The organism is Micromonospora sp. LHW51205 (assembly GCF_003315815.1).
GTDB classification, from domain to species: Bacteria; Actinomycetota; Actinomycetes; order Mycobacteriales; family Micromonosporaceae; genus Micromonospora; species Micromonospora chalcea.
In genome coordinates this window covers 1,114,697-1,135,466 of record NZ_QMEZ01000001.1, presented here as the reverse complement: position 1 = coordinate 1,135,466, position 20,770 = coordinate 1,114,697, and the positions used below count along the sequence as shown (strand labels likewise).

Sequence of the window (20,770 nt, the reverse complement as noted above, 5' to 3'; positions counted from 1 at the left end):
TCACTCCCGCACCGGGCGGCGTACGGTGCCCAGCGCCCCGGCGACGACGGTCCCGAATCCGACCGCCATGAGCGGCATCCCCATCTCGAACGGCAGCTCACCGACCCAGTTGATGCTGTCGCGCTCCGGCAGCGCGCCCAGGCTCACCGCGACCACCGCGCCGGCGAGGAACATCCCGGCCACCGCCGCGCCGACCGAGAGCTTGGCGCACGCCACGCTCCGCCCGGCCCAGAGGCCGGCCAGGACGGCAATCGCCAGGGCCACCACGACCAGCCAGGTCCAGCCGCCCTCGGTCTCCAGATAGGCCCAGCCCGAGTACGACCACTGGTGCATGCGGCTGGCGCGGAACCACGGGATCAGGTAGCCGAGCAGCGCGGTGGCGCTGCCGACCGTGAGCAGCAGGTCAGGGACCGGGCGGTACCAGCGAGGGGAGTCGTCCATGCGTCCGGAAGGTAGCAGTGCCATGATCCACGCGCACGATCAGCACCAGCCGTTTATCGGCCCGTTTACACCGGTGGAGAGGTAGGCGTCGGACACCCAGCTGCCGTCGCTGAGCCGGTCCCACAGCGCCGTGGTGCCGTAGCGGCCGGTGTGCGAGGTGCCGTTGGCGGAGCAGGAGACGGTGACGGTGGCGCCGTCGGCGACCGACCCGAGGACGCCGTACCCGGTGCCCGGTCCGGAGCGCCGGGTCAGCGTGCCGCCGCCGTTGGCGTCGACGACGCCCTGGTTGAAGCCGAGCGCGCCGTAGTTGTAGACGCCGCCGCCCGCGCCGACGTAGGCGGACCCGTGCCGGGCGCCGCCCTGGTACGCCGCCGCGCCGCTGACGAAGTCCCACTTGCCGATGCCGTGCCCGGCGATCGGGACGTACGCCGAGTTCTGCCGCAGTCCGAAGTGCACGTGCCGGCCGGTGGCGGAGCCGCCGCAGGTGACATCGGTGCCGGTGTTGCCCAGGAACGCGCCCTGGGCGACGCCCGCGCCGTTGACGGAGATGCTGTTCCACAGGTGGTAGTAGTCCGTCGAGTAGCCCCGGTCGTGGATGACCCGGATCCAGCCGGTGCACATCGTGTACGCGGTGCCGGCCCGCGCGGCGCGGACGACCTGGTCGCCGCCGGCGAGGTCGACCGAACTCCACGGCGCGGCGGCGCCGCCCCAGCCGTGCGGCCCGGAGGTGAGCGTCCACGTCTGCCCGACCGCGAACGGCAGCGCCATGCCGGTACGGAAGTCGCTGCCCGCGTACGTCGGTGTGACGGGCGTGGTGAAGACGGCCTTCTCGGTCTCGCTCACCAGCGGCGACGCGGCGGCCAGGTCGCCGAACGCGGCCTCCCCGTCGAACGCGACGGTCCAGCCCCTGGCGTCGGCCCGGGCGAGGAAGACCGAGCCGGTGGGGTGCGCGTCGGCGGACCGGTCCGCCGGCAGCACCGCGGTGCCGAAGGCCCACCGGCCGTTCGTGCGGGTGACGCTGATCCGGGCCTGCTGCGCGTCCGCCGTACGGGCGGCGGCGTCGGCCGAGCCGAGAAGCTTCGCGGTCACGGCGTCGGCGACGGGGCCGGGTGCCGGGCGGGGAGCGGCGGTCGCGGGTGCCGGGGCTGTTGCCCAGGCGCCGATGGCCGCCAGGGCGCAGGAGAGCATGAGCCGTCGCATGGAGCCTCCTTATCGACATGTGTCACTGAATGGAGGCTATCGACGGTGGTGAAAGTTGTCTACGACTATCGATGCAACGGTGAAGGATCTATGCATCGGGGGTACCCGGAAGTGGATCTTCCGGGTGGCGGGGTTCCGAGGCCGGCGCTGTCGCGCGCGGCTCGACGGCGCGGCATCCGTTTCCGGTCGCCATTTCTGATCCGCCTTCAAAGATTCGCGGAAGTGACAATGCCGGCCGACGGTGGAGTAGAGATTTGACCGCTTCGGGTGGTTCATGCGGCCGCACCTAATCGTAGTGATGTCGGTATCGTTCCGTCATTGTGGTGACCAGTCCCTTTCTGTGGGTTGTGGTGCGATGTCGGAAAGAATCGGCGTTCCGACATCCGGTGAAACAAAGGCCTGCCGTATTCGAGATCTTCGACATCTCCCGATGCTCCCGACGGTATAGTGCGACCATCCCCTATGGAGTGCCGGAAAGCGTCTGATCTGCGTGATGACACCTGGGCTGGAAAATGCGCCAACGGGCCCGTGCTTCGTCGGGCGGGGAGCACAGTTGGCGCGTATCGGAAAAGCCCAGGCCGCCGCGCTCGGCCACGGCCGGCAGATGGTCTGCGAAGTGGTCGGAGAGCCGGGCATCGGCAAGACCCGCTTCGTCCGCGAGGCCCTGGAACGATGCGCCCCCACGGTCCCGTGGGCCGTCGGGACGTGCGCGCCGGACGAGCGAGGAGTTCCCTTCCATGTGTTCCGGCACGCCCTCACGAAGGGCCAGCCACCCCGCCGCGGACTGCGTGCCGGGCGACCCGCACCGACCTGGGCGGAGCCCGCGGGCGCGGTGCCACCGGCGTCGGACGCCCGGCGGTTCCGGACCTACCAGGCGGCCCGCCGGCTGATCGGCCTGGCCGCCCGGGACGGACTGGTGCTGGTCCTCGACGACCTGCACTGGGCGGACGCCCCCTCCACCGGCCTGATCGCCCACCTCCTGAGGTATCCGGTGCCCGCGCCGCTGCTGCTCGTGCTCGTCTACCGCCCGCGCCAGATGGCGACCCCGATGCCGTTCGGCCCACCGGAATCCGACGAGAACGCCGATCCGGAACCGACGTCCCGTGACCGGATCGAACTCCGCCCGCTCGGCCTCGCCGAGGTCGCGCTCCTGCACCCCCACGTCGACCAGGCGGAGCTGCGAGCCCGGTACGACCTGACCGGCGGCAACCCCGGTTACCTGGCGGCGCTCCCGGCCGGCCCCGCTCCGGCCGCCGCCGACCCGCTCCGGGAGGCGCCTGGTGTTCGGCTGCCCGACGCGGCGGTGGCCGTGCTGCGCCGCGAGTGGGCCGACCTGCCGTCCGTCGAACTGGCCTGCCTGCGAGCCGGAGCGATAGTGGATGCGCCCTTCGCCCCGGACCTGCTGGCCGAGGTCGCGCAGGTGCCGGCGGCACTGGCGGTCGCGGCCGGCTGGCGGTTGGCCCGGCTCGACCTGATCCGCCGCGTCCCCGGCACCGGACGCTTCGCCTTCCGGCACCCGGTGCTGCGGATGGCGGTCGCCCAGGACACCGACCCGGCGTGGCGGGTGGACGCCTGCGCGCGAGCGCTCACCGCGCTCGTCGACCTGGGCGCGCCAGCCGCGGACCGGGCCCGCTACGCCGAGCGTCTGCTCGCCCTGCCGAACGGCCGCTGGGCCGGACGCTGCGTCGACGTGCTCTCCCGGGCCGCCCAGGAGATCCGGCGCGAGACACCGGACCTGGCCATCCGCTGGCTGCGGCTGGCGTTGCGGGCGCTGCGGCCGACGGCCGGTGAAGCCCAACGTCGCCGCGACGTGTCACTCGCGCTGGCCCAGGTCACCGGCGAGGCGGGCGACCTGGCCGAGAGCCGGGCCCTGCTCCAGGAGATCGTGCCGCTGTTCCCCGCCGACCCGGAGGGACGACGGGCCCAGGCGGTAGCCCTGTGGGCGCGCGTGGAACGCCTGCTCGGCAACTACGCGGAGGCGGTGGCGATCAGCCGGCGCGAGCTGGCCGCGCTGCCGGCCGGCACCGGGCCCGCCGGCGGCTACCGGCTCGCCACCGAGATCGGCGTCGCCGGCATCCTGGCCGGCCGCCCCGTGGCCGGGCTGCCCGACGCGCTCACCGCGGATCCCGGCGGCCCGGGCGTGGACCGGGCCGGCCTCCTGGCCGTACGCGGCCTGGCCGCCGTGCACGACGGCGCGCTCGACGACGCCCGTGGGCTGCTCGACGCCGGCGCCCGGATCGTCGACTCGCTGCCGGACCGGGACCTGCGGGACCACCCCGACTGCCTCACCGCGCTCGGCCTGACCGAGCTGTACCTCGAACGGCAGGCCGACGCGGTGCGGCACCTCGACCGCGGGCTGACGCTCGTCCGCGCCTCGCACCGCGACGACGGGTTGTGTCAGCTTCTGCTCGCGCGCACCGAGGTGGCGTACCACGCCGGCCGGCTGAGCACGGCCATCGGACTGGCCACCGAGGCCGGCATCGTCGCCCGGCGCATCGGCAGCCGCCACCTGCTGAGCTTCGCCCTGGCGTTCGAGGCGGAGGCGACCGCCTGGCGTGGCGGTCCTCGGGACGACGACCGGGCGGTGGCGCTGGCCCGCAGCGCCGTCGGAATCGCCACCGACCCCGCCACCTGGTGCGGTCGTACCGCCGCGACCGCGCTGGCGACGGCGGCGCTGCTGGCCGGTGATCCGGCGACCTGTGCCGAACTCGTGCGCTCGGCCGGCGGCGACAGCCGGCTCAGCCGCCTCCAGACCACCCTCCGTCCGATGTGGCACGAGCTGCTCTGCGCCGCCGCGCTCGCCGCGGGCGAGGTGGACGACGCCGAGCAGCAGGCCCGGCAGGCGGTGGCCGAGGCGGAGCAGGTGGGCCTGCCGGGGCAGCGGGGCTTCGCCGAGTCGGCGTACGGCGAGGTGCTGCTCGCCCGCGGCGAGGTCCCGGCGGCGCAGCTCCACCTGGAGGCCGCTGCCGACCTGTTCCGCTCCGGCGGCATGGCGCTGCGGCGCAGCCTCGCGCTGGCCTCCCTGGCCCGGGCGGCCGAAGCCGCGGACCAGCCCGGCCCGGCGGCGCGGGCCCGCCGCCGGGCGCTGGAACTGGCCGGGTGGTGCGGTACGGAACGGGTCGCCCTGCGACTGGCGCGTCCGGTCGGCCCGCGCGAGGCCGCCGCGCTGACCGACCGGGAATGGCACATCGCGCGGCTGGCGACGACCGGAGTCACCAGCCGGCTGATCGGGCGGCAGCTCAACATCAGCCCGCGCACGGTGGAAGCGCACCTGACCCGGATCTACCGCAAAGCGGGCGTCGCGTCCCGGTCGGGCCTGGTCGCCTGGGTCGCCCGGCTCGACGACACCGATCGGTGACCGCTGTCCGGGCCGGATGACATCGTTCCGTGCAACGCCCGCGGACCGGGTAGCACGAGGCCGCGCCGCCACCGGCCCGGGCCGACGGTCGCTCACATACTCGACTGCATCGGGCGCGATTCCCGCGCACCGGCTGTGGATGGAGGACGAGATGCTGGGCAGAAGATCCGTCAGGAGCCCGCGTACCCTCGCCGCGCCGGTGCCGGCGATGCCGTTCGCCGCCGCCGCTGCGGCGCTGCTGATGCTGACCGGCTGTGGCGGCGAACCGGTGGACGCGGCCACCCCCGCGCCCGAGGGCTCGGCCGGCTTCGGCCGGGACCGGGCCGCGCTGGTGCTCACCGCCTTCGACCAGGCCGACTCGGCCGCCTCGGTGGCCGGCGACATCGAGACGCTGCGGACCCAGGAGGTTCCGCCCTCGCTGGACCTCAGCGTCGCCGCGGTCCGCCGGGCCGCCTACAACCAGCAGGCGCAACCGTCGTTCCAGCACATCAACCCGGCGTTCGCGGTGCCGCCCGGCGACCCGGCGTGCTTCCTCGTCACGGCCACCCTCAAGCTGGCCGGCTCAGAGCTGGCCCCCACCGACGTCAGCCAGTTCGTGCTCGGCACGGACGGCCAGTGGAAGCTCAGCCACAACGTCCAGGTCACCCAGCCTGCGCTGGTGGCCGCCCGGAGCATCGACGGCCGGCCGGCCACCGAGGGCGGCACCGCCCTGGACGAGACCAGCCGCCGGGCGCTCGCCGCCGAGGTGTTCGCCCGCAGCATCGGGTCGACCACCGGCAACCGGTCCCTGATCGCGTCCAGCCCGCTGCTCGACGGCCAGTTCGCCGGCGGCTGGGAGGTCTACGGGCAGCAACTCGCCGGCGTCGGCGCGGAGGTCCGGCGAACCCTGGACCGGGCGGAGTGGTCGGACTGCGCGGTCACGACGCCGACCGGCACGCTGACCTTCCTGACCGTCCACGCCACCGACACGCTGCGCCCGGCGCCCGGCGGTCCGGCCACCGTCCGGATGGTGCCGCAGAGCCCGGACCTGATCGCCACCGGTCATCGCACGGCGGTGAGCGGAAAATCCATCCGGGTCAACCGGGTGGAGACCTTCCTGCTGCTCGTACCGGCGCAGACCACCGGCACGTCGGTGCTGGGACTCAACGACACCGCGTTGACGGTCACCGCCGGCTGACCGCGCACCGACCCCGCCGACGGCAGAAACCGGTGGCATCACTCGGGATCGGAGGCCGCGGACCGCGACGATGACAGCAGCCGTGATCGCCGGCGGGGCCGGTGGTACCCGCGGCCCGGCCACCAGGCTCGGGAGGAACCATGTGGCGTCCGCGCTTCCGATCGGACTACGTGCCGGTGCGGCTGCCCGACGGCCCGCTCGTGGTGCTGGGGGAGACCCGCAGCCTGCTCGTCGACGATCCGGTCGCCGCGGACCTGGCCGACCAGCTCGACGGCGCCGCGCCGCTGGCCGACGTGGTGGCCCGGCTGGCCACCCGGCACCCGGTCGCCGCCGTCGCCACCGCCCTCGCCCGGCTGCGTGACCACGGCCTGCTCACGTCCGGCCCGGCGCACACCTCGCCGGCCGAGGCCGCCGGCTGGGACGCCCGGGGCGTCCCGCCCGAGGCGGGGCGGCGGTGGATGGCCGGTGGCCCGGTCACCGTCGTGGACCTCGGGGCGCCCCGGGTGGCCGAGACCGCCGACGCGCTGCGCGCCCTCGGACTCGCCGTGACAGTGGTCGGGCCGGACGGACCGGACCCCGGCCCGGACGACGCCCAGGTGCTGGTGCTGCCGTCGTCGATGCTCGACCCCCGGCTGGCGTCGATGAACGACCGCCACCTGGCCGCCGGTCGCGCCTGGACCCTGGCCCGGCCGCACGGCAACGTCGTCTTCCTCGGCCCGCACCTGGTGCCGGGCCGTACCGGCTGCTGGGCCTGCCTGCGGCAACGCTGGCAGGAGAACGAGCAGGTGAACGCGTTCCTCGGCGGGCAGGACCTGGCCGGTCCGCTGCCGCAGCCCGGACGGGCGGTCCTGCCCGGACTGGCCACCACCGCCGCCGGCCTGCTCGCCGCCGAACTCGCCGTGCTCGCCGTGCGGGGTACGTCGCCCCGCCTCACCGGCCGGATGGTGGCCCTGGACACCCGGGACCTGAGCACGGAGAGCCACCAGCTCGTACGCCAACCGCAGTGCCCCGCGTGCGGCGACCCGGACCTCGTCCGCAAGGCCGAGCCCCGGATCGACCTGCCGCCGAGCGGCGCCCAGCCCAGCCGGGCCGGAGACTCCCGTACCCGGGAACCCGCCGAGACGTACGCGGCACTCGCCCACCACGTCAGCCGGTACCTGGGCGTGGTGAGCCGGCTGACCCCGCTGGAGGCGACCGACAACGGCGTCACCCACACCTACTCCGCCGGGCACAACTTCGCCCAGCCCCGCGAGCTCGCCGGGCTGCGCCGCAACCTGCGCGGGCAGAGCGGCGGCAAGGGCCGGACCGACCTCCAGGCCCGGATGAGCGCGATCGGGGAGGCGGTGGAGCGCTACTGCGGGGTGTGGCGTGGCGACCGACCGGTGCACCGGGCGACCTACCGGCAGCTCGGTCCAGACCGCGCGGTGCACCTGCGCGAGCTGCTGCTGTTCTCGGACCGCCAGTACGCCGACCGGGACCGGCTCAACCGCGACCTCGGCCACCTGCACCGCGTTCCCCGCCCGTTGCCCGACGACGTGGAGCTGGACTGGACGACGGGCTGGTCGCTGACCCGGCAGACGCCGCGCGAGCTGCCCGCCGCGTACTGCTGGTACGGCCACCCGGAGCTGACCGGTCTGGGGGTGTGCTCGGCCGACTCGAACGGCTGCGCGGCCGGCGGCAACCTGTCCGAGGCGATCCTGCAGGGCTTCTGCGAACTCGTGGAGCGGGACAGCGTCGCCCTGTGGTGGTACCACCGCTCCCGGATGCCCGGCGTGGACCTCGCCTCGTTCGCCGACCCGTGGACCACCGCCTGCGTCGACCACCACGCCACCGCCCTGAGCCGCGAGCTGTGGGCCCTCGATCTGACCGCCGACCTCGGCGTACCCACGTTCGCCGCGGTGTCCCGGCGGGCCGACGGCGGGACGGAGGACGTCCTGGTCGGCTTCGGCGCGCACCTGGACGCGCGGGTCGCGCTGACCCGCGCGCTCACCGAGGTGAACCAGTTCCTGCCCGCCGTGCCCGGACCCACCTCCGAGCGCAACCGGTACGGCGGCGACGAACCGGACACCGCGCGCTGGTTCGGCACGGTGCGGGTCGCCGAACAGCAGTGGCTGTCCCCGGATCCGACCCGGCCGCCGCGCACCGCCGCCGACCACCCGACGCTGACCACCGGCGACGTGGGCGACGACGTGCGCCGGTGCGTACGCCGGGCGGAGCGGGCCGGCCTGGAGGTGATCGTCGTCGACCAGTCCCGCCCGGACGTCGACCTGGCCGTGGTGAAGGTCGTCGTGCCGGGCCTGCGGCACTTCTGGCGCCGGCTCGGCCCCGGTCGGCTGTGGGACGTGCCGGGCCGCCTCGGCCGGGACCCGCTGGCCGCCGACGAGACGTCGGCCAACCCGCTGAACGTGTTCTTCTAGCCGGCGCTCCCGGCCCGCCGGTGAACGTGGAAGGGATGGTGGGGGATGACCACAGTGGCGGACCCGACCGGTCGGCGGCGGTCGTCGTGAACGGCGCCGGCGGCGGTCCTCCGGTCCAGGAGTCGTACCGGCTGCGCCGTGACGCGGAGCTGCGACTCGGTGAGGACGGCTCGCTGCTGCTGCGGCAGACCCGTTTCCGGCTCACCCTGGAGCGACCCGGCATGGGCCGGCGGGCGCTGCTGCTGCGCCTCGCCGCCGACTGGGTCGGCGACGTCGAGGTCGGCCGGCTGATCAGCGGTCTGGAGGGGGAGAGCCGGGTGCTGCCGGCGCAGTTGCTGCTGCGCCGGCTGCTCGCCCACTCCTGGCTGGAGCGCCGCGTCCAGGTCGACGACCGGGCGCTGCTCGACCTCGTGCCCACCGGGCTGGGCCGGGGCAGCCTGCCGGAGAGCCGCCCGCACACCCCGGGGGTCCGCTACCGGCTCTCCCGCTTCGCCACCCTCCAGCACGATCGGGGGATGCTGATGGCCGCGTCGTCGCTGAGCACCCTCACCGTCGGTTGCGCCGACGCCGCCGCCGGCGCGGTGCTGGCCGCCGCCGTGCCGGGCCTCGGACCCGACACGGTGGCCCGCATGCTCGGCGTGCCGCCGGAGGCCGCCGGGCGGGTGCTCGACGAGCTGGCCACCGCCCGGATCCTGGTCACCGACGCCGAGTACGAGGCGGAGCACGACGACGCGCCGCTCGCCTACTGGTCGCCGGAGGAGCTGCGGCTGCACCACCGCTCCCGGGCCGGCCGGCACGCGCTGCCGGTGGGCGGCACCTACCGGATGCGGGAACGCTTCGCGCCGCAGCCGCTGCGCCGCCCGTACGACGGGGGCCGGGCGGTCGAGCTGCCGCTGCCCGACCTGGCGACGATCGCCAAGGCGGATCCCGCGTTCAGCCAGGTCGTCGCGGACCGGCGCAGCGTGCGCGAACACGACGACACGGCGCCGCTGCCCCTGGAACGGCTGGCCGAGTTCCTGTACCGGTCGCAGCACACCACAGTCGTCGGCGAGGCCGGTGGACAGGAGGTGGGCCACCGGCCCTACCCGGGCGGCGGCGGCGTCTACGAGCTGGAGATCTATCCGCTTGTCGCACGCTGCGCCGGGCTCGACCCCGGGCTCTACCACTACGACGGCGTCGGGCACCGGCTGGAGCCGGTCGCCGGCTGGGGCGCGGCCGCCGACCGGCTGCTGGCGTACGCCCGGGCGGCCGGCGCCATGCCCCGGCCGCCGCAGACGGTCCTGGTGGTCACCGCCCGGGTCCAGCGGCTGATGTGGAAGTACGAAGGGATGAGCTACGCCATGATTCTCAAGGACGCGGGTGTGCTGACCCAGCAGATGTACCTCGTCGCCACCGCCATGGGGCTGGCGCCGTGCGCCCTCGGCGCCGGGGACTCCCAGGCCTTCGCCGAGTTGTCCGGGCTCGATCCGCTCGTCGAACCGAGCGTGGCCGACTTCCTGCTCGGCTCCCGCCGTCCCGCCGACACGGGGGCCCGGCCGTGAAGTTCCGGCGGCAGGCGCTGCGTCAGCTGGAGGCGCCCGAGCAGCTCGACCGCGCGGTCCGGCTGACCACGGTGCCGAACTGGCTGGCCACCGTGGCGCTGGTCATCGTCGTGGTGGCCGCCGGGGTCTGGTCGGTGCGTACCGTGGTGCCCCGGACCGTCGAGGCCGCCGGGGTGCTGATCCACTCCAACGGGATCTCCGCCCTCGACGCGCTCGACAGCGGCCAGGTCACCAAGGTGTGGGCGTCGCCGCACCAGCGGGTCACGAAGGGCACGCCCCTCTACAGCCTGCGCACCATGGACGGCAAGGTGCGGGTGGAGAACGCGCCGGGTGACGCGTACGTCGTGGCCTGGCTGGTCTCGGAGGGCGAGATCGTCACCCCCGGCACGCACCTGGCCGACCTGGAACGGCTCGACACCGCCGGGGACGCGTTGCAGGCCGTCGTCTACGCTCCCGCCGTCGCCGCGCCCCTGCTGCAACCGGGCGTACCCGTCGAGGTGGCCGCCGCGGCGGCGCCCCGCAACGTGTTCGGCACCCTGGCCGGCCGGGTGACCACCATCGGCGCCTTCCCGGAGACCGAGGCCTCGCTGCGCGCCTTCCTGGGCACCGGGCCGGACGTCCGGCGGCTGCTCGCCCGGGGCAGCGTGGTCCGGGTGACAGTCACCCTGGAGCCCGACCCGGCGGCCCCGGGTGGCCTGCGCTGGACCAAGTCCCCGCCGCCGTTCCAGCTCAACTCGGCCAGCGAGGTCACCGCCTGGTTCACAGTGGACCAGGAACACCCGATCGACTGGTTGCTGGGACGATGAGCGCGCCCCCGACCGCCGCCACCGGAACGCCGGAGCCTCCCCGCATCAGGCGTCGACGGGTCCGTACGCCCACCCTGATCCAGATGGAGGCGGTGGAGTGCGGCGCCGCCGCGCTCGGCATCCTGCTCGCCCACCACGGCCGGCACGTACCCCTGGAGGAGCTGCGCCGGGTGTGCGGGGTGAGCCGGGACGGCTCCACAGCGGCCACTGTGCTCCGGGGCGCCCGCCGGTACGGGATGGTGGCGAAGGGCTTCCAGATGGACCTGGCCGGCCTGGCCACGGTGGCGCTGCCGGCGGTGCTGTTCTGGCGGTTCGAGCACTTCGTGGTGCTGGAGGGGCTCGGCCGCAAGGTCTTCATAAACGATCCGGCCACCGGCCCCCGCGCGGTGAGCTGGGAGGAGTTCGACGGCGCCTTCACCGGCATCGCGCTCACCATGGAGCCCGGCCCGGAGTTCCGGCCGGGCGGCACCCGCTACCGGCTGGTGCGGGCGCTGGCCGAACGGTGGCGCGGCCCGGGCTCGGCGATCGCGCAGATGCTGCTGCTCGGCCTGCTGATCGCCGTGGTCGGCTTGACCATCCCGGTGATGGCGAAGGTCTTCGTCGACCGGGTGCTGCTCCAGGAGGACCGGGCCGCGTTCGCCGGCCTGGTGGCGGCGGTGGCGGTGGCCACCGTGCTGACCTTCCTGGCCGGCCTGCTCCAGCAACGCCTGACCGTACGCGCGGAGACGGCGCTCGCCCTGAGCAGCGCGGCCCGGTTCTTCCGACATCTGCTGCGGCTGCCGCCGGCCTTCTTCGACCAGCGGCAGGCCGCCGACCTCAGCCAGCGGGTCCGGGGCAACGAGGTGGTCGCCGAGGTGCTCACCCGCCGCGCGGCCACCACGGTGGTGGACACCGGCCTGGTGCTGGCGTACGGGGCGCTGCTCTGCCAGTACGACCTGCTGCTCGGACTCTGCGCGGCGGTCCTCGCCGGGCTGAACGTGAGCGTGCTGCGTTACGTCGCCTCGACCCGGTCGACAGCCGTCGCCGGGCTCCAGGCGGACCGCAGCAAGCTGGTGACCACCGTCTACACCACGGTCCAGATGATCGAGACGGTGAAGGCCGGTGGCGAGGAGGAACGCGCCGTGGCCCGGTTCGCGGCGCGCCACGCCACAGTCGCCACCCGCCAGCAGCGGCTGGGGGTGCCCACCGCTGTGCTCTCCGTCCTGCCCGCGTTCCTCGCCTCCGGGACCACCGCCGTGCTGCTGGGGCTGGGCAGCCGGCAGGTGGTGGCGGAGGCGATGAGCGTCGGCGTGCTGGTCGGCATGCAGAGCCTGGCCGCCGCGATGAACCGGCCGTTGGGCAACCTGACCGCGCTGGGCTCGCGGCTGCAGGACATGAGCGCCGACCTCAACCGGCTGCGGGACGTGGAGCGGTACCCGCTGCCGTCGGCCGGGGACCGGCCCGCCGGGCCGTTGGCGCCGATGGAGGGGCACCTGCGCATCGAGGACGTGACCTTCGGCTACAACCCGCTGGGCCGGCCGCTGCTGGAGAACTTCAGCCTGGACCTGCCGCCGGGTGCCCGGGTGGCGCTCGTCGGGCGGTCGGGCAGCGGCAAGTCGACAGTGGGCCGGCTGGTGGCCGGGCTCTACCGCCCGTGGACCGGGCGGGTCACCGTGGACGGCCTCGAACGGCCGGGGAGCGACGACGGCCTCTGGGCGGCCACGGTGGCCATGGTGGACCAGGACCAGCGGCTGTTCGAGGGCACGGTGCGCGACAACGTCACCATGTGGGACCTCACCGTCGCGGACGAGGACGTCGTCACCGCGCTGACCGACGCCTGCCTCTACGACGAGGTGGCGGCCCGGCCGGGCGGCCTGGCCAGCCCGGTACGGGAGAACGCCCGCAACTTCTCCGGCGGGCAGCGGCAGCGGCTCGAGATCGCCCGCGCGCTCGTCCGCAATCCCCGGGTTCTCGTGCTCGACGAGGCGACCAGCGCGCTGGACGCCGAGACCGAACGCCAGATCGACAGGCACCTGCGGCGGCGGGGGGCGACCTGCCTGATCGTGGCCCACCGCCTGTCCACGGTCCGCGACTGCGACCTGATCGTCGTGCTGGACGGCGGCCGGGAGGTGGAGCGCGGCACCCACGAGCAACTGGTCGCCCGCGACGGCGCGTACGCGCGCCTGGTCCGGGACCACTGACCACGACGACCCGAGGAGACGCTGATGAGCGGCGCGGTGGAGAATCCCTCGCCCGGCAATCTGATCGGCTTCTGCGCCGACGGCGTACGCCAGGTCTGCCGCCTCGACGACCCGGTGGCGGGCTGGCTGGTGACCGGCGGCGAGGCCGACCTGTTCGCGGTGCGCCGGGCCGGGACGAACCCGTCGCGCCGGCACCACGTGGCCCGGCTGCCGGCGGGTGGCCTGGTGCCGACGTCCACCGCGATCGGTGTGTGGCAGCTGATCCTGGTGCCGCTGCCCGGCACGGACCTGCGCGGGCTGTCCCGGCCCCACCTGTCGCTGCTGGAGCGGCAGGTACGGCCCGGCCTCCCGGCGGACGAGGAGGTGTCGCCGCGGGCGCGGCGCGCCGCGGCGGAGCTGGTCGCGGCGGTGGACCTGGTGCTGGTGGCCGTCGCCGACGCGCTGCGCCGCGGGCAGGCGCCCCGGGAGGCGTCCACCCTGAGCGGGCGCGAGATCGTGTCGCTGGCGCAGGGGAGCGCCCTCGTCTCCACCGGCGGTGCCTGGTGGCTGCGCAGCGCCGGCGGGCAGTTGCGCCGCAACGACGGCGGTCCGGCGGAGATGTCGGGGGAGCGGGAGCTGTTGCTGGTCGCCGAGCGGGACTGGGTGGTGGCCGAGTCGCCGTGCGCGGTGGAGAGCCACGGCAGCTGGGACCTGCTGGTCAGCGGTCAGCTCCGGTCGGCGGTCGACCAGCACGTGGTGCGGCTGCTGCGGATGGTGGAGACCCGCGTCGAGGAGGCCGACGTGGCCCTGCTGAGCGGCGTGGAGCGGCGCCGGCAGATCGACGCCGAGGTGCTCGCCGCGGCGGCCCGCCGGTCGCTCGGGGTGATCGGCGCGGGCGGTTCGCTCCCGGTTCCGGACACCGAGGCCGGCTTCGACAGGTACGGGCGGGCGGCCTCGGTGGTCCGGGTGGTCACCGAGGGGATGGGCAGCCCGGTCAACGAGCCGGCCGACCGCAGCGGCACGCCACTTGACGACCGGGTGGCGGTGCGTGCGGTGTCCCGGGCGTCCAGCCTGTTCCTGCGCGAGGTGCGGCTTCCGGACCGGTGGTGGCGGCGGGACCTGGGGCCGCTCGTGGGGTGGCGGACCGGCGACGACCCGTCCCGTGCCGTCGCGGTGCCGCTGGTGTTCCGCCGGGGCCGCTACCACCACGTCGACCCGGAGACCCGGGCGTACGGGCCGATCGACGCGACGATCGCCGCGACGTTCGCCGCCGAGGCGACCCAGGTGCAGGCGCCGCTGCCGCAGGCCGCCCGGATGCGCCACCTGCTGCGGGCCGGGCTCGTCGGTGCGGCCCGCGACGTGCGCGGGCTGCTCATCGCCGCCGCCTGCGTGGCGCTGCTGGGCCTGGGCGTGCCGCTGGCCACCGGCGAGGTGCTGGGCCAGTTGGCCCGGCAGGGCGAGGTGGACGGCCTGTTCGGTTTCCTCGCGCTGATGCTCAGCGCCGCTGTGGTCGCGGGACTGGTCGGCGTGGTGCAGAACCTGCGGCTGCTGCGGTTGGAGGGCCGGTTGCAGTCCGGCGCGCACCTGGCGCTCTGGGACCGGCTCATGCGGCTGCCCGCCCGGTTCTTCACCGGTCGCAGCAGTGGTGAGATCGCCAACTCGATGTTGGGGATCTCGTTCGTCGGCGAGGCGCTGAGCGCGCTGCTGCCGCAGCTCGTCTCCGCGGCCACGACCGTCGCGGTGACCCTCGGCCTGCTCCTGGTGGTCGAGCCCGTGCTCGGGCTGTGGGGGGCGGGGATCGTCGCCGTCACCATGCTGGCCTTCGGCGCGTTCGCCGTCCTGATCGTCCGCCGGCAACGGATCGCGCTTCCGGCCGAGCACCGGGCGGCGGCGATGACCAACCAGTTGCTCGGGGGAATCGTCAAGATCAAGGTGGCGGCCGCCGAGGCCCGGGCGCACGCCCGCTGGTCGGAGGTGGCCGCGGTGGCCCGGGCGGCGCTGCAACGGGTCCGGCAGAGCCAGGCGGGCCTGGTCGCGTTCGCCACGGTGCTGCCGGTCGCCGGTCAACTGGTCCTGTTCGCCGTGCTGATGGGACCGCTCGCCGGCCGGGTCACGCCGGCCGACTTCTTCGTCCTCAACGTCAGCTTCGCGATGCTGCTCGGCGCGCTGCTCGTGCTGGTGTCGGCCGGGGTCGAAGTGATCGCGGCGGTGCCCCGCCTGGGCGGCCTGCGGGACATCCTGCGCGCCGACCCCGAGGCCCGGCCGGACCGGGTGGACCCGGGCGAGCTGCGCGGTGAGGTCGCACTGCACCGGGTCACCTTCGCCTACCAGCCGGACGAGCCGCCGGTGCTCGTCGACATCGACCTGCACGTGCGCCCGGGTGAGTTCGTCGCCATCGTCGGGCCGAGCGGCTGCGGGAAGTCCACACTGCTCCGGTTGCTGCTCGGTTTCGAACGCCAGCAGCAGGGCGCGGTGCTCTACGACGGCCAGGACCTCGCCGAACTCGACGTGCACGCGGTCCGCCGGCAGTGCGGGGTGGTCCTGCAGGACGGCCAGCTCTTCGCCGGCTCGGTGCGGGACAACATCTGCGGCGCCGGCAGCTTCCCGCTGGACCAGGTCTGGGAGGCGGCGCGGATGGCCGGCCTCGCCGACGACCTGGAGGCGCTGCCGATGGGGATGAGCACCATGGTGCCGTTCGGCGGCGGGACGCTCTCCGTCGGGCAGCGTCAGCGGGTGCTGATCGCCCGCGCGCTGGCTCCCCGGCCCCGGATCATCTTCCTCGACGAGGCGACGAGCGCGCTGGACAACCGGACCCAGGAGGTGGTCACCAGGAGCACCGCGGACCTGGCCGCGACCCGGCTGGTGATCGCCCACCGGCTGTCCACGGTCCGCGCGGCGGACACCATCGTGGTGCTCGAAGCGGGGCGGATCGTCCAGCGGGGCACCTACGACGAGTTGATGGAGCAGCCCGACGGGCTGTTCCACCGGCTGGCGCGACGGCAACTCGTGGACCAGCCGGAACGGTCCGACGCCGTGGTGGAGAGCCGGCAGCCGGACGGGCAGCCCGCGACGGGCTGAGGCCCGGTCAGCCGTTGTCGATGACCGCGCCGTCCTCCACGCACACGTCCGTGCCGAGGTGGTTCTCCAGCAGTTCCGCGACGTGCGCCTCGGCCTGGTTCTCCACGGCCAGCCGGAACGCCTCGGTGAGCACGCCGACCACGCCCTGGGTCAACAGCAGGGTCTCCCGGTCGAGGTCGGCCCAGGACGATCGGTTGCCGCTGCGCACCAGCTCCGGCGCGAGGGCCAGCAGCCGGGCGGTGACGGCGGCGACCAGATCGTCGGCGACCGGCCGGAGGCTGTCCAGCACCTCGCTGAGGGTCTGCAACGCCGGCACCGTGCCCACCCGTACCCGATGCAGGTCCAGGGCGGCGCGCAGCGGACGTGGCCGGGAGGTGCGGACGGTGCCGTCGTCGGCCCGTCCGATCACGCCGTGCCGGGTCAGCGCATGGGCCAGCGCGGGACGGTCGGCGGCCAGGCGCTGCAGCATCGCGGTCAGCCCGTCCGGCGCCTCGTCACCGGCCCGGACCCCGAGCATGGCCTCGATCGAGACCAGGTTGAAGCCCTGCCGCTGCAGGGCGAGGATCGCGTCCAGCCGGCGGACGTGGGAGTCGTCGTAGAGCGCGGCCCGGCCGTGCCGAACCGGTGGGGGCAGCAGCCGCCGGGCCTGGTGGGCGCGGATGTTGCGCGGCGACATGCCGACCTTGCGGGCGAGTTCGTCCACGCTGTACCCGGCCGGGCCGCCGGGTGTCGTCGTCACCTCGTCGATGGTCACGGTGGCCTCCGGCAGCACTCGGTGACGGAACACGGCAGCCGCCGGACCGCTGTCACAGTGGGCGATCCGACGATCGCAGCGTAGGTGCGGGCGCCGCGCGGGTGACAGGCGAGGAATTACTACTTGTTCACACTGATGACAATCATTAGAATCGCCAATCCGCGTCACGCCGTTGATTTCCATTACCCGGCTTTCGCCGCGGCGCGGACCTGTCGCGGCCGCATTCGATGAAATTCCCACTCGTCGGGCGGGCCGGAACGGCCGGTGGCCCACGATGAATCGGAACCGGCGGCCCGGACCCTCCCGCGCTGCCTGTCGCCGCCCCCGGTGTCGTCGTGGGCGGCCGACCGTCGAAGGGAGCAGGGGTGTGACAAATGTCGATCGAGCGGTCTTCGTGGCCGCGTACAGCCGGCTGGTCGCCGACGTCTGGGCCGACCCGGCCAAGGAGCAGGCGCTCGACCGGGACCCGCGGGGGTTCCTCGCCGGCTATGGCCTTCACCTGCCCGAAGAGGTGCAGGTCCGGGTGGTCCGGGACGTCGCCGACGCCGATCCGGACCTCGAGGTGCAGGTCAAGTCGTGGGAGCTGGCGGAGTCCAGCTGCGCCTTCGTGCTCTTCGTGCCCTCGCTGCTGCCGGTGGCCGAGGCGGAGCTGGCCGAGGACGAGCTGGACAGCGTCGTCGCCGGCCTGGACTCCAGCTGCGCGTGCTGCTGCCCGTGCTGCTGCACCTGACACCGATGTCTGCCGCCCGCCGGCCGGCACGGCAGATTCTGATGGCAGTCAGCGGAAATCCTTGATTGCCGAACCTCGATCTTCCTAGCGTTCTCGCCACAGCAATTAACCGCCCGGCCCGCAGCCCCAGGAAAGGACCGAACGATGAGCAACGACGAGCAGGAATACGGCGCGAGATTCGTGACCAAGTACTCGGAACTGGTCACCGCGGTGTGGCGCAGCGACGAGGAACTGCAGCGGCTCCTCGCCGACCCGACCGGCTACGCGACGGCGGCCGGCCTACCGGTCGCCCCCGGCGCCACCGTCGAGGTCGACCGCGCCCAGCCCGCCACGCTCTACACCAAGGAGCAGATCGTCGCCGACTGGTCCGGTACGCCCGGCCGGCACGTGCTGCACGTGCCCGAGGTGCCGCTGGTCGACCTCAACGAGCTGACCGAGGCCGAGCTGGAGACCGTCGCCGGCGGCGTAGCGCCGGCGGCCGACAACAACGTCAACATCATCGCCGTCCTCATCGTCTGAGTTCCCCTCCGCACCCCGCCGGGAGCCTCGATGACTGACACGACCGAGACCATCGCGTTCCGATCCGGCACCTACCGGACGGCCACTGTGGAGCAGACCTGGGCACGGGTCGGCGGCATGCTCGACCGGTTCCGGATCACCCGGGTCGCCGACATCACCCGGCTCGACGAGATCGGCCTACCGGTGCACGTCGCCTACCGGCCGGTCGGAGCCACCATGGCGGTGAGCGTCGGCACCGGCGCCACGGCGACGCAGTCCCGGGTCAGCGCGGTGATGGAGAGCATCGAGTCCTGGCATGCCGAGAACCTCCGGCCGGGGACCGCCGTCCGGTCCCCGGCCGAGGCGCTCGACCTGCCGTACGACGTCCGGTGGCTGCACCTGGCGGAGCGGTCGCCCCTGACCCCCGCCGTCGAACTCGACTGGGTGGCCGGCCGTGGGCTGGTGACCGGAGCGCCCTGCCTGGTGCCGCGCGCCACGATCGAACTCGACTTCACCGTCCGGCGGGGCTGGGACCGCGCCCTGTTCACCCCCAGCAGCAACGGGCTGGCCACCGGCAACACCTTCGCCGAGGCCAGCCTGCACGCCCTGCTGGAGGTCGTCGAGCGCGACTGCATCGCCCCTTACTGCACCTCGCCGCTCGCCGAGCGCACCTACACCGATCCGGGCACCGCCACGAACGCGATGACCCGCACCGTGCACGAGGCGCTGGTGCGGGCCGGCTGCTGGGTGGAGGTCTGCGACATCACGAACGCGGTCGGCGTGCCCTGCTACGCCGCCTCGATCTGGTCCCCCGACCTGCCGGTCACCTTCGGCGGCTTCGGCTGCCACGTGGATCCGGAGATCGCTGTCGGCCGGGCCATGTCGGAGGCGGCACAGTCGCGGCTGGTCATGGTCTCCGGGGCCCGGGACGACATCGACGCCACCGCGTACCACGACGTCGGCGCGCCGCCGGTGCCGCCACCCACCGTCGACCGGCCGGTCCGGCCGGTCCGCCGCGACCCCCCGCCCGCCGGGGACGTGACCCAGGTGCTGCGCGAGCTCGCGTCGCGGGTGCAGCGGATAACCGGCGTCGAGCCGTTCAGCGTCGACCTGACGCACGACGACATCGGCATCCCGGTGAGCAAGGTGTTCGCCCCCGGCCTGCGGATGTTCGACGAGCGGGCCCTGAGTACCCGACCAGGAGTGCCCCGTGACTGACGTCGTCTTCATCGGTCCGAGCCTGCCGGCCGACGAGGTCGGCCGGCTGCTGCCCGACGCGGTGGTGCTGCCGCCCGTCGCGCACGGCGACCTGCTCCGCCTGGACGTCGGCCCCGGCGACCGGGTCCTCGTCGTCGACGGGTTCTTCCTGCAACACCCGCCCGTACGCCACCGGGAGATCCTCGACCTGCTCGACCGCGGGGTGACAGTGGCCGGCGCGGCCAGCATGGGTGCGCTGCGCGCCGCCGAGCTGTGGCCGTTCGGCATGCGTGGCGTGGGCGAGGTGTTCCAGCTCTACCGCGACGGTGTCGTCACCGGCGACGACGAGGTGGCGGTGGTGCACGGGCCCGCCGAGGAGGGCCACCGCACGTTGAGCGAGCCGCTCGTGAACATCCGGGTCGAGCTGCGCCGCGCCGTCGCCGCCGGGGTGCTCGGCCAGGCCGAGGCCACGCTGTTGCTGGACGTCGCCCGGGACCTGCCGTTCCGGCGGCGGTCGTACCGCGCGCTGGAGCGCTCCGCGCCACCCGGGGCCGCGGCCGTGGTGGACCGGTTCCTGACCTGGCGCCGGCGCGACCCCTGGGACGCCAAGGGCGCCGATGCGCGGCTGCTGCTGTCGATGGCGGCGGACGACGCGCCGGAGCTGTGCCCGGCGCACGCCGGCGACCAGCCGATCGACAACCTCCACACCCGCTTCCTCGACAGCTGGCGGTCGCGGTTCGCCGGGAAGCCGGTCGGTGGGCACTGGGTCAGCGACCGGGACGCCGCGGCGGTGCTGATGCTGCTGCACCCCGAGGCGCCGGCCTGGCACCGGCGTGGGGTGCTGGCCGGGCTGGCCGAGGTCGACATCGCCGACCCGGCGGTCGAGGAACGCGCCCACCAGGCGGCGTGCGAGCGCGGCCTGACCGGCACGGCGCCGGGTGGGTGGGACTGGCTCACCGACCGGGAACGGGGCATCGGCGACCGCGAGGCGGTGCTGCGGGTGCTGGTGCGGGCGTTCGGCACCACGCCGTACCGCAGCCTGGCGCTGTGGATGGTCGCGGCGCCGCTGCGTACCCCCGCGTTGCTCGCCGCGGCGCGGCAGGTCGCAGCGACCGCGGCGTCGCTGAACGAGACGCTCGTCCCGCGTACGACGGGACACCGCCGCCCGGGCGGCCGGCTCCACTTCCGCACCGAGGTGGTCGACGAGTGCTTCGCGCGGTTGTGGGGCTGCGACGCCGACGGGCTGGAGTCGGCTGCGTGGGACCGGGGCTTCGACGGCCTGGCGTCGTTCCGGTACGCCGCCGAGCCGATCGTGGCGTACGTCAAGGCGTTCGGCGCCCCGCGACTGCCGGCGGTGGCGCAGGGCGCGCAGGAGGACATTCCGGCCGGTTGCACGGCCCGGGTCGGCTGAGGA

14 protein-coding genes are annotated in these 20,770 nt (G+C 74.3%); 11 read left to right on the top strand and 3 right to left on the bottom strand.

The annotated features are described in order from the left end of the window. Positions 1 to 441 (bottom strand): hypothetical protein, encoded by a 441-nt coding sequence (locus tag DQE82_RS05280; RefSeq protein ID WP_113972121.1) that lies wholly within the window; start codon positions 439 to 441, stop codon positions 1 to 3. A gap of 39 nt (positions 442 to 480) precedes the next feature. Continuing rightward, positions 481 to 1,641, bottom strand: a complete 1,161-nt coding sequence (locus tag DQE82_RS05275; protein WP_113972120.1) for a peptidoglycan DD-metalloendopeptidase family protein — start codon at positions 1,639 to 1,641, stop codon at positions 481 to 483. Positions 1,642 to 2,134: 493 nt separating this feature from the next. Here DQE82_RS05275 and DQE82_RS31365 point away from each other — a divergent pair, with 493 nt between their 5' ends. From DQE82_RS31365 to DQE82_RS30775, 7 genes are all read left to right on the top strand, one after another. Beyond that, positions 2,135 to 4,999 carry a LuxR family transcriptional regulator gene (locus DQE82_RS31365; RefSeq protein WP_113972119.1) on the top strand — a complete coding sequence of 955 codons (2,865 nt, stop codon included), beginning with the start codon at positions 2,135 to 2,137 and terminating at the stop codon, positions 4,997 to 4,999. A gap of 151 nt (positions 5,000 to 5,150) precedes the next feature. Then, positions 5,151 to 6,176 carry a hypothetical protein gene (locus DQE82_RS05265; RefSeq protein WP_147265125.1) on the top strand — a complete coding sequence of 342 codons (1,026 nt, stop codon included), beginning with the start codon at positions 5,151 to 5,153 and terminating at the stop codon, positions 6,174 to 6,176. A 140-nt stretch (positions 6,177 to 6,316) separates the two neighbouring features. Beyond that, positions 6,317 to 8,593, top strand: coding sequence for a TOMM precursor leader peptide-binding protein (locus DQE82_RS05260; protein WP_113972117.1), 2,277 nt, complete (start codon positions 6,317 to 6,319; stop codon positions 8,591 to 8,593). Between the two features lie 35 nt (positions 8,594 to 8,628). Continuing rightward, on the top strand, positions 8,629 to 10,134 hold the full coding sequence (locus tag DQE82_RS05255; protein WP_113972116.1) for a SagB family peptide dehydrogenase: 1,506 nt from the start codon (positions 8,629 to 8,631) through the stop codon (positions 10,132 to 10,134). Continuing rightward, on the top strand, positions 10,131 to 10,940 hold the full coding sequence (locus DQE82_RS05250; protein WP_064448581.1) for an HlyD family efflux transporter periplasmic adaptor subunit: 810 nt from the start codon (positions 10,131 to 10,133) through the stop codon (positions 10,938 to 10,940). The genes DQE82_RS05255 and DQE82_RS05250 overlap by 4 nt, the downstream gene beginning before the upstream one ends. Next, positions 10,937 to 13,120: an NHLP family bacteriocin export ABC transporter peptidase/permease/ATPase subunit gene (locus DQE82_RS05245; protein WP_113972115.1), complete on the top strand. Its 2,184-nt coding sequence runs from the start codon at positions 10,937 to 10,939 to the stop codon at positions 13,118 to 13,120. The genes DQE82_RS05250 and DQE82_RS05245 overlap by 4 nt, the downstream gene beginning before the upstream one ends. Before the next feature lie 24 nt (positions 13,121 to 13,144). Continuing rightward, positions 13,145 to 16,177, top strand: a complete 3,033-nt coding sequence (locus DQE82_RS30775; protein WP_199495940.1) for an ATP-binding cassette domain-containing protein — start codon at positions 13,145 to 13,147, stop codon at positions 16,175 to 16,177. A gap of 7 nt (positions 16,178 to 16,184) precedes the next feature. Here DQE82_RS30775 and DQE82_RS05235 read toward each other — a convergent pair whose 3' ends face one another. Further along, positions 16,185 to 16,931 carry a MerR family transcriptional regulator gene (locus tag DQE82_RS05235; protein ID WP_158559965.1) on the bottom strand — a complete coding sequence of 249 codons (747 nt, stop codon included), beginning with the start codon at positions 16,929 to 16,931 and terminating at the stop codon, positions 16,185 to 16,187. A 367-nt stretch (positions 16,932 to 17,298) separates the two neighbouring features. On the opposite strand from DQE82_RS05235, the gene DQE82_RS05230 reads away from it, so the two are divergent. The 4 genes from DQE82_RS05230 to DQE82_RS05215 all read left to right on the top strand — a co-directional run bounded on the left by DQE82_RS05230 (position 17,299) and on the right by DQE82_RS05215 (position 20,767). Beyond that, a complete protein-coding gene (locus tag DQE82_RS05230) occupies positions 17,299 to 17,661 on the top strand; it encodes a hypothetical protein (protein WP_147265124.1) in 363 nt (120 codons plus the stop codon). Between the two features lie 144 nt (positions 17,662 to 17,805). Beyond that, positions 17,806 to 18,180, top strand: coding sequence for a hypothetical protein (locus DQE82_RS05225; protein ID WP_043327003.1), 375 nt, complete (start codon positions 17,806 to 17,808; stop codon positions 18,178 to 18,180). Positions 18,181 to 18,210: 30 nt separating this feature from the next. Further along, on the top strand, positions 18,211 to 19,377 hold the full coding sequence (locus tag DQE82_RS05220) for a YcaO-like family protein (protein WP_043327001.1): 1,167 nt from the start codon (positions 18,211 to 18,213) through the stop codon (positions 19,375 to 19,377). Beyond that, positions 19,370 to 20,767 (top strand): TfuA-like protein, encoded by a 1,398-nt coding sequence (locus tag DQE82_RS05215; RefSeq protein WP_113972112.1) that lies wholly within the window; start codon positions 19,370 to 19,372, stop codon positions 20,765 to 20,767. Before DQE82_RS05220 ends, DQE82_RS05215 begins: the two co-directional genes overlap by 8 nt. Positions 20,768 to 20,770: the final 3 nt, after the last annotated feature.